The sequence below is a fragment of the Idiomarina ramblicola genome (assembly GCF_003987255.1).
Lineage (GTDB): Bacteria > Pseudomonadota > Gammaproteobacteria > Enterobacterales > Alteromonadaceae > Idiomarina > Idiomarina ramblicola.
Genome location: NZ_PIQC01000004.1, coordinates 234,147 through 247,608, shown reverse-complemented (window position 1 = coordinate 247,608; position 13,462 = coordinate 234,147). Strand labels below are relative to the sequence as shown.

The window sequence follows — 13,462 nt, the reverse complement described above, 5'->3', positions numbered from 1 at the left end:
CAAAGAGTTCCGTTCAAGTTGGCGGAAAATACGGTAAACTGACGATCTTTTCCGAATGTTGTCAAAAAATTAGAAAGGAAAATACATGCACTACCGTCAAACTCGAGCTGAAATTTCTCCTGCTACAATACAGCACAATGCTAAGTGGGTACGCCATACAATGGCTGGCGGGAAGTTGTTGGGTGTTGTTAAAGCTGACGGTTACGGGCATGGTGTCGGGCCCGCAGTGCAGGCGCTAGAGTCGCATGTCGATGGTATGGCTGCTGGCTTTATGGAAGAAGCACTGGCCGTTCGGGAATGCGGTTACACAGGGCCACTGGTTATTTTAGAGGGGTGCTTCTCCTCTTCTGAGCTTGCGATTTGCGCGCAAAACAATTTAAGCCCGGTGGTGCATTGCGAGCAACAATTGCATGACATAGAGAAAAGCGCGTTAAGCAAACCACTGTGGGTGTGGTTGAAGGTCGACACCGGTATGCACCGTTTGGGCTGGTCTGAAGAGCAAGCCCAACAAGCATTGAAACGCTTAAACGTCAGTAACAATGTGGCTGGCGTAACGCTGATGTCACATTTAGCCAACGCTGATGCGAAACACAGCCTGAATGCTCAGCAAAAACAACAGTTTTGCCAGTTATCGGGTGCGCTTAAAGGCTACCAGGCCCGTAGTTTTCATAATTCGGCCGGTTTACTGAACCCCGATACCCGGTGGTCGCTTCAGGAAAATGACTGGGCCCGTGCCGGTCTATTACTGTATGGCGTAAACCCGTCGGTCATCACCGAAGTACAGCCAGAACTTCAACCTTCTATGCGGCTGGTGGCTCCGGTTATTGCGTTGCATCAGCTGGAAAAGGGCGAGTCAGTAGGTTACGCCAGCGCCTGGAGTGCTGAAAGACCGACTGTGATTGCAACCGTGGCTATGGGTTATGCGGACGGGTATCCGCGGCAAGCGAAAAATGGCACCCCTGCGATGATCCGAGGCAAACGTGTCACTCTAGCCGGGCGAGTGTCTATGGATATGTTGACGATAGATGTGACGGGCATTGACGATGTGCAATTGGGTGATGACGTAGAGCTTTGGGGGCCCAATATCGATGTACGACAAGTTGCGGCTTGCGCGGATACCATTTCCTGGCATTTGCTGACTGGCGTGAGTGGACGTGTCCCACGGGTGATTGTTTAACAGACGCTCCTCTGTCGTGTTTTAGCCATACAAAAACTATGGCATTTATTAGTATTTATCCTACAAGCTTTACATGCTTTTCCCTGATCTTTCTCAATAACGGCGTATACTTAAAGCAAAGCTCAGTTAAGGGTGTTTGCTATGTTCGAAAGTTTTGACGCACTGTTTTTGGCGCGCTTTCAGTTCGCTTTTACCATCGCGTTCCACATTATTTTTCCTGCGTTTACTATCGGTGTTGCCAGTTATTTGGCCGTACTGGAAGGTCTTTATTTAAAAACGCGAAATCCGGTTTATCAGCAGTTGTTCCGTTATTGGGTCAAAATTTTTGCCGTTGCCTTTGGTATGGGCGTGGTCTCGGGTATTGTCATGAGTTACCAATTTGGCACCAACTGGTCAGTATTCTCCGACAAAGCTGGACCGGTTATTGGCCCGTTAATGGGTTACGAAGTGCTGACGGCCTTTTTCCTTGAAGCCGGCTTCCTTGGCGTCATGCTGTTTGGCATGAATAAGGTGGGCGAGAAACTGCACTTTTTCGCTACCCTGATGGTTGCGGTGGGCACGGCTATTTCTGCCTTCTGGATTTTATCGGTAAACAGCTGGATGCAGACGCCCGCCGGTTACGCCATGAATGACGTAGGGCAATTTGTGGTCACCGACTGGTTTGAGGTGGTGTTTAACCCGTCCTTCCCGTATCGGCTGGCGCACATGCTGCTGGCGGCTTATTTAACCGTTGCCTTCGTGGTCGGCGCAGTAGGTGCTTGGCATTTGCTCAAGGACAAAACCAACGCCGCGGCACGTAAAATGTTCTCCATGGCCATGTGGATGGCGCTCATTGTTGCGCCGTTGCAGGTACTTGTGGGTGATTTCCACGGATTGAATACCCAAGAACATCAGCCGGCAAAAGTTGCGGCGATGGAAGGGCACTTTCACACCGAAGCCCGGGCTCCGCTGTATTTATTCGGGTTGCCGAACGAAGAAACGGCCGAAGTTGACTATGCACTGAAAGTTCCTGGTCTTGCCAGCATTATTCTTAAGCACGACATAGACGCAGAAGTGACCGGTCTTGACCAGTTTCCACGCGAAGACTGGCCGCCGGTAACGACTGTTTTCTGGGCTTTTCGGATAATGGTCGGCATTGGGTTGCTCATGGTGCTTGCCGGTCTTTGGTCAGGCTTACAGCGCTTACGGGGCAAGCTGTACGATAATAACTTGCTGCTGCGCTTTAGTCTGTTTATGGGTCCTTTAGGTTTTGTTGCTGTTATTGCTGGCTGGATAGTTACTGAAGTAGGGCGTCAGCCCTGGGTTATTTACGGCTTATTGCGCACCGCTGATGCCGCCTCGCCCATCGACAAAGCCGGTGTGGCGGGCAGCCTGATAGCCTTTATTGTGGTTTACTTCCTGGTGTTTGGTGCCGGCACCTTCTACATTCTGCGTAAAATGGCGGGGAACCCGGAGCAGGTTACTATTCCCGATTACGCGAAGCATAAGCCGACTATGGCCGCTGAGCGCATCTACGATGAGGAGGCCTAAGCTATGGATTACGCACTGATTTGGGCAATATTAATTTCGGTCGCCGTATTTGCTTATGTTGCGCTGGACGGTTTTGATTTGGGCGTCGCATTGCTGTTTCCCTGGTTTAAACAGGAAGAAGACCGCGACGTGATGATGAATACTGTTGCCCCGGTTTGGGACGGTAATGAAACCTGGTTGGTATTGGGCGGCGGTGGCTTGCTGGCGGTGTTCCCGCTGGCTTACTCGGTGCTAATGCCGGCGCTGTACATGCCGGTTATTGCTATGCTGCTGGGGCTTATTTTCCGCGGTGTGGCGTTCGAATTCCGCTTTAAAACTAAGCGGGCGAAAGGTATCTGGGACTTGTCTTTTATTACCGGTTCACTAATAGCCGCGATGAGTCAGGGGATTATGCTGGGGGCGATGCTACAGGGTATTCAGGTGACTGACCGGGCATACTCCGGCGGTTGGTTTGACTGGCTGACCCCCTTTAGCTTCTTTTGCGGGGTTGCGGTGGTTATCGGTTATATGATGCTGGGCGCCACCTGGCTGGTAATGAAAACGAAAGGTGACTTGCAGAGTCAAAGCTATCGCGCAGGCTGGTACTGTGCCATTTTGTTGGTCGCTTGTATTGCTTTTGTCAGCCTTTATTTGCCTTATGTGGACCCCTTTATTGCCGAGCGCTGGTTTACTTATCCGGCCTCGGTTGGTTTGTGGGTGTTGCCGGTGCTTCTGGTAGTTATTACTTTAGGGTTACTCCGGTCATTGCGTAAAAAGCAGGAAGGACGGCCTTATTTATGGGGACTGGGATTATTCTTACTATCTTTCACCGGCTTTGCGGTCAGTATCTTCCCTTATTTGGTACCACGCAGCATTACCTTGTGGCAGGCCGCAGCCCCCGACAATAGCCTGAAGTTTTTATTGGTCGGTGCCGTGGTACTGCTGCCTATTATCTTCGCCTACACCGCTTATACTTACTGGGTATTTCGCGGCAAGGTTGACCCGGACAGCGGATACCATGACTGATGAAGCCTGCATTTAAAAAATTTCTGTGGTTTGTGGGCTTGTGGTGCCTGGGCGTATTGGCTGTTACTTTAGTTGGCGGCCTGATCCGCTGGGCTTTATTGTAAGCTTACGCTAGGCTAAAGGCTGAATTGATGCCGGAGGCAACCACAATGAAATTGACACACCTTCTGGCCGCATCTGTTGCGGCCCTATTTTTATCGGCGTGTAACAACGCCGAACCTCAGAATAGTGACACTCGTAGCGCTGACTACGTCATTAAGAACGTTACCCTTGTTGACTGGCTTAAGGGCGAGCCCAATGTCATTGGTCAACAAACGCTGGTGGTGAATGACGGTTACATCAGCGGTGTGTTCTCCAATGCCGAAGCTCCGGCTTTTGATGACAATACGCAAATAATTGATGCTGAAGGGCAATACGTTTTACCGGGTATGGCCGAAATGCACGGTCATGTGCCGCCGGCAACAGACTTTGGAGACTTCCCTAAACGCTACGCCGACGACATGTTGTTTTTGTACATTGCCAATGGCGTCACAACGGTGCGTGGCATGCTGGGTTATCCGCACCAATTGCAGCTGAAGTCCGACATTGAATCAGGTAAGCGCCAGGGTCCTACGCTATATTTGGCTGGACCGAGCTTCAGTGGCAATACCATAGAGTCCGTTGAGCAGGTGACAGAACGGGTTATCGCGCAACGCGACCAAGGCTGGGACTTACTTAAAGTGCATCCGGGGTTAACCCTGGAAGAATACCAGGCCATGGCAAGTACAGCTCGTCAGGCGGGGCTGGATTTTGCCGGGCATGTTCCGGCCGATGTTGGATTAAAACGCGCTATGGAATCAGGTCAGAGAACCATTGATCATCTGGATGGCTACCTGGCTTATGTTGATGCTATGGACAGAGAGATAACACAGGACGAACTCGATTTACTGGTGGCTATGACGCTGGAACACGATGTTGCGGTTGTACCCACCCAGGCTCTATGGAAAACCCTGATAGGCGCGGCGAATCCCGACAAACTGAAAGACTACCCGGAAATTCAGTTGGTGCCAGAGGCGGTTCGGGAAGGCTGGCTGAATTACTATGAAAACCCCAGCAGTTACTTTAATCAGGAACAGGCACAAGTGCAGCAGAACAATCGGCAAAAGCTATTGCACGCTCTGCACGAAGGCGGCGCTCAAATTATTTTTGGAACCGATGCACCCCAGTTGTTCAGTGTTCCTGGTTACTCGGTACATCATGAAATACGGCTGATGTCAGAAGCGGGCGTACCAATGACTGATATTTTGCGTTCGGCCACAGTAGCGGCGGGCGACTACTTTGCTGAACAGGATACCTTTGGACGCATCGCCGCCGGACACCGTGCTGATTTTATTTTGTTAAAGGATAATCCTCTGGAGAACCCTGACACTCTGCGTGAGAACCAAGGCGTTATGGTGCGCGGGCAGTGGTTGAGCCGTGAAACTATTGATAAGAAAGTAGAGGAAATTCGCGCGGCTTATGCGCAGTAATCACAGTGCGGGCAACCCACTCATGACCTGTTTTACCGGCAGAGTGTTTTTCTGGAATCAAGATTTCTTGAGTTGCCTGCGCTTTATATAAAACCATAACCCACTGACAGGTAAAACGATCAAGGCTAAACCCGATAAAAGCACGATGAACAAATAGACGGCTCCGCCAATGGCGGCGACATGAGTCGGGTAAATCATATTCGAAACTTGATTACCGAGAGGTGTTTCGCGCTCATCAATAACCTGACTGACCGCTCCTGTTTCGGAGAATTCGATGTAGTTACGGCCGTTAGGGTGCCATTCGTCTGTATGTTTGGCTCTAATTCGCGGTTCTTGCAGATAAAGCAAACGGGCCTGAGCCGTGGGAAGAGATTGTTTTGCTAGCTCTAGCCGTTGTTGCCAGTTGTCGGCCGTTAAGGAAGGCGGTACCGGCGTTTCAACTGACTGGGTAAACGGGAGCAGAAAAATGAGTGCTGACTTTACCGGCGCGGCATACATGATGGCAGTCCCGGTGATTAGCGCTATAGCGACAGGAATAAAGAGTACGGCGCCGGTGAACCGGTGCAATTGCCATAAGGTTTGGCTACCGCGCTTAGTGAACGGGTTAAAGAACCGTACAGATAGAGCGCGACGTAAACTCCCTCTGCGTGGCCACCAGCGAGTTAAGCCAGTACCGATGAGAACTAGGCTTAACAAACCCAGAATTCCCATGATGTCCTTACCCAGTTCGTTGAGTGCTAAGTGATGGTGTAACTCAACAAGCCAGCTGGTGAGATCACCCAGGTACTCTCGTTTAAGCAGCAGGTTGGCACTGGCGTCATAGTAGAAGTGTGTTTTGTCTGAGTTAACCACTTCGAGCCAGGGACGGTCGGCTGTTGGCATGAGGGCGTAGCCGTTGTCGAACTGGTCTAAAGCGGCGGCAGCATCGGTTGTTGTAACTGGCTGAGCTAAATTGAGCTGCGGATAAAAAAGTTGAAGAAAATCATTTTTGTAGAGCAGCAGCGAGCCGCTTATTGCCATCAATAAAAGCCAAAGGCTGAGCGTTAAGCCCAGCCATCGGTGCCATTGAGTTAATGTCGGCAGCTTTCGCTTAAGCGACATGGTTTACCATTGGTAATTCCAGGTAAAGCTAATGGTGCGTCCGCGACCCGTGAAGTTGCGGTTATCTCCGCCGACCGTTTGCGCGTAATAGGTGAAGTAGTACTTGTCGAATAAGTTCTCAATACCCAGTGAAAACTGACCCATATCGCGAGTCTCAACTAAGACGGTAGCATCAACGGTATTGTAACCATCGAAGTTGTTGATGGCCTCTTCACCGCTATATATGTCACGGTCAAACAGTCTATTCCATTGTACCCGGCTGCTTATCATGCCAGTCCACTGTTGTGACCAGAACAGGTTGGCGCGCTTCGGTGCAATATTACGGCCGCCTAGCTTCGTGTCGACCGAGCCATCGTCGTTGCTGTCATACTCACCGTTGGTGTCAGCGTAGTTCAGACCTAAAGCGGTGTCATTGGATAGTTCATACTCGGCGCTGAATTCAATACCATCAATCTCAGTTTTTTCACGCTGCACACTGTAAAAACCATCGGCGTCGGCTTGTAGACGAGCGCCTAAGTCAGAGCTTGAGCGGAAGTAGCTCAGTGAGGCATTCCATGCATTGCCCTGATACTCAATGCCCACTTCTTCGTTGTCAGCGATAACCGGTTGTAGATCCAGGAAGCTGCTAACGCTTAAGTTTGGCGTTGAAATGCCGCGTAATACCCGACCCACATCCGGCATACTGAAGCCTTCGGAGTAACTTGCGAAAACACGCCATTCGTCGTTCAGAGCATAAACAGCCCCGAGGTTACCCAGTAACTCGTTAAAGCTCGGCTCACCGCCTTCAACAAAGACAGACCCGTAAGATGCCAGGGTGGTGAAATCATCAGCTTTTAATTTTCCGTATTCGTAGCGTAAACCGCCACTTAAAGTCAGACCGTTTGCTTGATAGCGCAATTGCGCATACGGAGCCCAGTTTACAAACTCAGTCTCAGGTACCCATTTACGGCCTGTTTGAGCCAACTCCTGGAACGTCTCGTCGGCTAAGAAGTCCAGCCCGGCACTAACGGATACGGGTGACTGCTGAACGTTGTTCCAGTTTAATGTTAAGCGCGAACCATACTTACGCGAATCGTTACGTGACTGGTCAACGATTTCCTCACCGTAGGCCGGGTCCTGGAATGTGGCGTAGTTACCGCCGCCATAAAGTGCGGAAAAGTCCTGAAAGAACAGCTGCCAGTTTACGTCAGCCATTAGAAAGTCGCTGTTGCTGTAGGTGAGACTTGACGTAGTGACTTCGTTTTCAGGCGCATCGCCAGGATACTGACCCTTTAGTGACAGAGTCGGAATATTTTCTGCACGATTACCGTCTACAGAGTAGTAGTCGCCATTACCAGCCATATCAAAGCGGTTGAGCATAAACTCAAGACGTTGTTCGCTATCAATGTCGTAGCCGACTTTTGTGAATAAATCGTAGCTTTTTGAGTCCATTGTGTCGCCCTGTGCGACATCAACGCCAATAAGCTGACCTTTAGCATCCACGTACATGCCGGTATCGCGGTATTGGGCGCCAAAAACAACGTCCCATTTGCCACTGCCATGGCGCAGAAGGTAACCCGCCTGATAGCTCAAGCCTTCTGAAACTTCTGAATCCGGAGCGCTAAAGCCTGCGTTGACCTCGTGGCTGGTTCCGTCTTCGGCCTTTTTAGTGACGATGTTGATGATACCGCCGCTGGCGCCCATCCCCTGAATAGCGCTGGCACCGTGAATAACCTCGACACGCTCAATCATGAACGGGTCGATGGTATAAGCTGCACGAGAGCCGTTACGTAGTGGGTTTGACTGAGGCACACCGTCAATAAGGTAAAGAGGGTCGCGGCCACGCAAAGTTTCACCTGAGCTGGTTAACTTTTGGCGAGACGGAGAATAGGCCGGTATCAGGTTTCCAAGAATATCTGACAAAGATTCAGCCACACTTAATTGCTGACGCAACTCATCACCCTCAATAACTGAAACCGTCGCTGGAATAGAACTTTGCGGAATACTGGTGCGAGTGGCTTTAATTTCAATGGTTTCATCAACTTTCGCTTGTTGTGCAAGTGCGGAACCAGAAATAGCAGCGAGGATTGCAAGGGCAATAGACTTCTTAAGCATGAGAATCCTTATCATTTAAATAATTTGGCGCTAATGATAACGATTCGCATTTTTGTGTCAATAAAAACTTAAGTGAGTTTTCAATAAAGTCGATGTCGGTAAAAAAGCCATGGGTTGTGGTAGTCTGAGAAAAAAAGAAAAGGTCTTGTCATTATGAAAACACTATCCAAGTCTCTTTATGCTTGCGTCGTTGCCAGCGTTTTATTGGCGTGCTCAGATAACGCCACCGGGCAATTGTCGAAAGACGCTTCGCTGGAAGATAAAATTCGTCAGACGGCTGAACAGTCGCTGGATGCCTTTAATATCCCGGGTTTGGCTGTTGTTGCGGTTAAAGACGGTGAAGTCATTTTAGCTGAAGGCTTCGGCGTTCGGGATATTGAGTCGCAACAGCCGGTTACGCCAACGACTCTGTTTGGTATAGCCTCTCATACCAAGGCTTTTACCGCTGCGGCTATGGCCACCTTGGTTGAGCAGGGGAAAGTGGAATGGGACGATAAAGTCGTTGAGCATTTGCCGGGCTTTAAACTGGCGGACCCTTATATTACCCGGGAGTTGACCCTTCGAGATTTGCTGAGCCATCGTTCCGGTCTTGGGTTAGGCGCCGGCGACTTGATGATTTGGCCGAACACCGACAAAACCACGGACGAAGTCATAGCCGGCTTGGCGAATGTACCTATTGAGCATGGCTTTCGTGAACGCTTTGACTACAACAACTTAATGTTTGTCACAGCGGGCGAGGTGATTAGTCGAGTGACGAATATGCCTTACCACCAGTACGTCGAGCAAACGTTGTTTGAGTCTATGCAAATGGATGAAAGCACTGTCGGCTTCTCGCGCATTGATGAGAGCAACGACGACGTGGCGGTAGGGAACATTGAAACGGGTGGTGAACTGCACCGTTTTCCGCTCGACTTTCTTGAAGACTTTTCGGCGGCTGGCGCAACAGCGGCAAGCGCAGATGACATGAGCCGTTGGCTGCTGACCCTGCTGAATGAAGGCGAAACACCCACAGGCGAACGCTTGTTTGGCGAAGAGTCATTGCATGAGATGTGGCAACTGACCACGCCACTGCCGGTAGCAGCTGGCGCAGCAGAGCAGGGCACCTACTTCAGAGGTTATGGTTTAGGTTGGTTCGTGAAAGATTATTACGGCGTTAAGCATGTGTCGCACAGCGGCGGTATTCTGGGAATGTTGTCCTTTACCACCGTTATTCCGGAGAAAGAGTTCGCCATTACAGTTATGAGTAACCAGCAGGCGTTTGGTGCCTTAACCGCTATAGTGCAAGAGTCTTTGGAAGAAGTTCTGAATGTGCCTGATCAGGACTGGGTGGCGAAGGAAAGTAAAAAGTATCATGAGTTCATTCAGAAAAAGGCCGATTTTAAGGTCGAAGCCGTTGATGATCCGCAGCCTGCGTTGGCGCTATCTGCATACTCGGGAACTTATAAAGATGCCTGGTATGGTGATGTCGTTATTTCTGAGCAGGGTGAGGCTCTGCGTATAGACTTTATCCATACCGATATGCTGAAAGGTTCACTGGAGCATTACAGTGGCAATACCTTCATTGTGCGCTGGGATGAACCCTTGCTGGAAGCCGATGCCTTTATTGAATTCGATGTGAGTCAGGAAAAACAGGTAGAAGCTGCAACCATGGACGCCGTCGCTGACTTTACTGACTTTAGCTTTGACTTTCATAACCTCAAATTGGAAAAACAGTAGCCGGACAAGTAGCCGTTAACCGACAGGCAGCCAGAAAGCTCTGGCTGCTTATTGCCACAAGCGTTAGTCCTTGCTCATTTTTCATTGAGCGTATGGCTTTCGTCTCACGCGGCGTTGTTGTATGAGCGCTGACGGCGGCGACTAAAGCGAACCGGTTTTGCATCAGACAGCGTATATTTCATTAAAGACAACTCGCCTTCATGGCTTTCGAACAGCGCTGTGCAGTTCTCAACCCAGTCACCGGTATTGGCGTACAGCAGCTTATCGGATTCAACCAGTTCGGGATGGTGAATGTGCCCACAGACAATGCCATCCAAGCCGCGTTTATTGGTTTCACGAAGAGCCGCCGCACGATAGTGGCCAATGACTTCTTCCGCTTTACCAATTTGGCTTTTAACGTAGGCTGACAAAGACCAGTAGTTATGTCCGAACAGGTTACGCACGCGATGTGTCTGGCGATTGAGCCATAGCAAGAAGTCGTAAAGATGATCACCGACAAATGAAAGCCAGCGGCTATGACAGGTTTCTGCGTCAAACACGTCGCCATGCAAAACCAGCAGACGCTTGTTGTCTGCGGTGGTGTGAATGGCTTGACGCTGAATGCGAATACTGGCTACATCGGGGTGGCGGTACTTACGCATCACCTCGTCGTGATTGCCGGGAATATAAATAACCTCCACGCCGCTTCGCGCCATGGAGAGTACTTGTTGAATGACTTGGTGATGCAGTGCGGGCCAGAAGATCTGCCGCTTCATCGCCCAAAAATCGACGATATCACCAACCAGGTACAGTCGTTCAACATCAACGCGTTTGAGTAAGTGAAGTAGGAACTCGGCTTTGCAGTCTTTAGAGCCAAGATGGATATCGGAAATAAACAACGTTCGGGCATTTAAACGAGCCTGGGGCATGACGATCTCCCACTGTGGGTTTCTTCTATACTCCACTCCGTAGATGAACCGCCGTTGACAGTTCATTTAAGCTTTTGTGACAGCCGCAGCACTGGACATTGCGGCCGATATTCCCTAAAATCCACGCCTGCTCTGAATACTCCTAACGACGCACCCGTAGCTCAGCTGGATAGAGCGCTGCCCTCCGGAGGCAGAGGTCATTCGGTAAATAGGCACAGTGGTTAGAAGTCAAAATTTGGAAATGCGCCCGTAGCTCAGCTGGATAGAGCGCCGCCCTCCGGAGGCGGAGGTCACAGGTTCGACTCCTGTCGGGCGCGCCATTTCCCTAGCCTTTAGCGATTTTCTTCCTTTCGTATCTACTCTAAATTCTTCTCTTTGCTGTTTTTTCGGCGTGACCGTTAGCTGTTGTGGCTGATTTTGCGGTGGATCAGGGCTGTGTCCATTCTGTGTCCAGATTGTGGCCGTGGTTGTGGGTGACAAATTAGCGGATGTAAATTTTGACCTTTGCCTTAGTAGAGTGGCAATAAACTCTAAATTATACGAGTAGGGGGAACAGCTTGTCTCCAAATTAAGCGGCAAGCTTTTAAAAGCGGATTTTGGGCGAACTCATGCATAAGGTGTAACAGCAGAAATTTCTTGGGTACAGTCTCATGTTATGAATCATTCTCATAGATTACCGTGGCAATGAAGTGTGGATTTTCGCCACAAGAAAATATCGGGTTTCCTTGCTCTCGATTCACGACGAGTAACTCGTTTGCTTCCTTTGCCCCCTTACGAGCATAAGCCCCTAAAATTTCATCTAGTTCTAGGCCCCCACGAGAGGCTAATGCCTTCAAGGCCTCCTGAATCTTGCTTTCAGAAAATGCCCAAGCCCTAACCTTTTTTTCAAAGATCTTATCAGCACCATCAAACCCTTCGATCTTCCAATATTTCTGGTTCATAACATATAAGTCCGCGATAAACGGTGGTTTTTAATTTGTAGTTTCAAGACGTTCAACACCTAAAATTTGAAACTGAGGACTTACTTCCATTATTTTGAGAAATTCCCTAACGGTTGTTTCAGAGCGCATTTGTTCTTGAGGAACCAAGTTATAGTGAAAATCACCATCTCCACTAATAAAGCCCGAATGGTCTACAAAAGCGGTTTTTACTTCGGAATTCATATTATAGATAATTGCGTATTTAACTTTTTCATTGTAGACAAAACCATTGAATTTATATGTATTTTTACTAGCTTGTGTTAAATGATTAAATTTCATGTGATTAAAAAGTGTTGGGTGCGAAACCATTTTGCACTTTATAATTTCGTCTGAGCAGGCAACATAAACCTGAATTTTTCCAAAAAGCAATTCTGGACTGTACTTATCTCCGCCAATCGTTAAATTAGAATATGGTTCTGTTTCGATTACCACAGACTCCAATGATTTCAAGATAATTGGTGGGTTAGGTTTTTCTAGTGAAAGCGAGATATCGTCTTCACATACCGCACTAACTTCAAAAATAGCAACTGGGCTATCTTTATGGTTTGTTAATACAATACTGGTAATTCTTTCTTCGCTTATTCGGTCGCTGCCGACAGTGAGAGAACAACTTACTTTCCTACCGATTTTTCTCCAAGCCAGATAAAACGTTAGTGGGAAAATAGCTAATCCGGGAACTATCTTAAGAAATTCTTGAAAGGAAAATAGTAAGTCGCACATATTTTATTCCGTTATTATGCTAATTTCGCCAGCATGTGGGGCTTAGAGGCGAAACCTCAATGAAGTAGTCGTCGCTGTATCCAAGATTGTTACAAGGAACGCTATTTCCACCAAAGTATCTATAAACCATGCGCATTTTCAATTGAGCGAATTAACTCATTGTTTTTGGTATTTAGGTTGTTAGCATGCTCAATAAAAAATTCGAGGTTATTTATCCAGCTGCTGTGATATCCACCCCGCTGCATTCTCGTTGTGAAGTTCAACATTTCCTCGGACTGCAACATTGATGCGATGAGCTTAGAAAATAGCTCCTGGAACTCGTCCAAATCTGGGGCAATAGCAAGATAACTTCTCAGTTCGGGCGCGTGGCTAAAAAAATTTCCATCATGTTCATCTTTTCCGACCAAGGCCTCTGGCTCTTTGGCGGTTTGTTCAGTGATAAAATGCTGAACGGAAGCTCTAAGTTTATATAAAACTGGCAATAGTGATAATGACAAAGCTTGAGCGCGGCGTTTCTTTTCCTCTTTAGTTCGTTCCTGATCCTTTTTATGCTGTCTTGCAGGAACAGCTATCGCAACACCAATCGCGATAATACTTCCTATTGCCTGAACCCAAGCAGCAATTGCCGACCAATCTAAGCCGCATGCAATACATAAACGATCCATATAGTTCCTTCTAACACTTTTATGTTGTACTAGCACACCATTTACGTTCAATTCACAT

11 protein-coding genes and 1 tRNA gene are annotated in these 13,462 nt (G+C 48.7%); 6 read left to right on the top strand and 6 right to left on the bottom strand.

The annotated features are described in order from the left end of the window. The first annotated feature begins 85 nt into the window (after positions 1 to 85). From alr to CWI78_RS06770, 4 genes are all read left to right on the top strand, one after another. Positions 86 to 1,177 carry an alanine racemase gene (gene alr, locus CWI78_RS06785; RefSeq protein WP_126781513.1) on the top strand — a complete coding sequence of 364 codons (1,092 nt, stop codon included), beginning with the start codon at positions 86 to 88 and terminating at the stop codon, positions 1,175 to 1,177. A 141-nt stretch (positions 1,178 to 1,318) separates the two neighbouring features. Then, positions 1,319 to 2,707 carry a cytochrome ubiquinol oxidase subunit I gene (locus tag CWI78_RS06780; protein WP_126781511.1) on the top strand — a complete coding sequence of 463 codons (1,389 nt, stop codon included), beginning with the start codon at positions 1,319 to 1,321 and terminating at the stop codon, positions 2,705 to 2,707. Positions 2,708 to 2,710: 3 nt separating this feature from the next. Continuing rightward, on the top strand, positions 2,711 to 3,712 hold the full coding sequence (gene cydB / locus CWI78_RS06775; RefSeq protein ID WP_126781509.1) for a cytochrome d ubiquinol oxidase subunit II: 1,002 nt from the start codon (positions 2,711 to 2,713) through the stop codon (positions 3,710 to 3,712). A 149-nt stretch (positions 3,713 to 3,861) separates the two neighbouring features. Beyond that, complete coding sequence (locus CWI78_RS06770) at positions 3,862 to 5,220, top strand: amidohydrolase family protein (RefSeq protein WP_126781507.1); 1,359 nt, start codon at positions 3,862 to 3,864, stop codon at positions 5,218 to 5,220. A 57-nt stretch (positions 5,221 to 5,277) separates the two neighbouring features. On the opposite strand, the gene CWI78_RS06765 is transcribed toward CWI78_RS06770, so the two are convergent. Together CWI78_RS06765 and CWI78_RS06760 are read right to left on the bottom strand one after the other, a co-directional pair. Then, on the bottom strand, positions 5,278 to 6,321 hold the full coding sequence (locus tag CWI78_RS06765; RefSeq protein WP_126781505.1) for a PepSY-associated TM helix domain-containing protein: 1,044 nt from the start codon (positions 6,319 to 6,321) through the stop codon (positions 5,278 to 5,280). A gap of 3 nt (positions 6,322 to 6,324) precedes the next feature. Next, positions 6,325 to 8,415: a TonB-dependent receptor gene (locus tag CWI78_RS06760; protein WP_126781503.1), complete on the bottom strand. Its 2,091-nt coding sequence runs from the start codon at positions 8,413 to 8,415 to the stop codon at positions 6,325 to 6,327. Positions 8,416 to 8,568: 153 nt separating this feature from the next. Between CWI78_RS06760 and CWI78_RS06755 the strand changes: the two genes are divergently transcribed. Then, positions 8,569 to 10,131 (top strand): serine hydrolase, encoded by a 1,563-nt coding sequence (locus CWI78_RS06755; protein ID WP_126781501.1) that lies wholly within the window; start codon positions 8,569 to 8,571, stop codon positions 10,129 to 10,131. A gap of 104 nt (positions 10,132 to 10,235) precedes the next feature. Here the strand turns inward: CWI78_RS06755 and CWI78_RS06750 are convergent, their stop codons facing one another. Then, a complete protein-coding gene (locus CWI78_RS06750; RefSeq protein ID WP_126781499.1) occupies positions 10,236 to 11,039 on the bottom strand; it encodes a UDP-2,3-diacylglucosamine diphosphatase in 804 nt (267 codons plus the stop codon). Between the two features lie 243 nt (positions 11,040 to 11,282). Here CWI78_RS06750 and CWI78_RS06745 point away from each other — a divergent pair. After that, a tRNA-Arg gene (locus CWI78_RS06745) sits at positions 11,283 to 11,359 on the top strand. 333 nt (positions 11,360 to 11,692) lie between these two features. On the opposite strand, the gene CWI78_RS06740 is transcribed toward CWI78_RS06745, so the two are convergent. The 3 genes from CWI78_RS06740 to CWI78_RS06730 all read right to left on the bottom strand — a co-directional run bounded on the left by CWI78_RS06740 (position 11,693) and on the right by CWI78_RS06730 (position 13,404). Next, positions 11,693 to 11,980, bottom strand: a complete 288-nt coding sequence (locus tag CWI78_RS06740; protein ID WP_126781497.1) for a hypothetical protein — start codon at positions 11,978 to 11,980, stop codon at positions 11,693 to 11,695. A 30-nt stretch (positions 11,981 to 12,010) separates the two neighbouring features. After that, positions 12,011 to 12,739, bottom strand: coding sequence for a hypothetical protein (locus CWI78_RS06735; protein WP_126781495.1), 729 nt, complete (start codon positions 12,737 to 12,739; stop codon positions 12,011 to 12,013). 119 nt (positions 12,740 to 12,858) lie between these two features. Further along, positions 12,859 to 13,404, bottom strand: a complete 546-nt coding sequence (locus tag CWI78_RS06730; RefSeq protein WP_126781494.1) for a hypothetical protein — start codon at positions 13,402 to 13,404, stop codon at positions 12,859 to 12,861. Positions 13,405 to 13,462 lie beyond the last annotated feature (58 nt).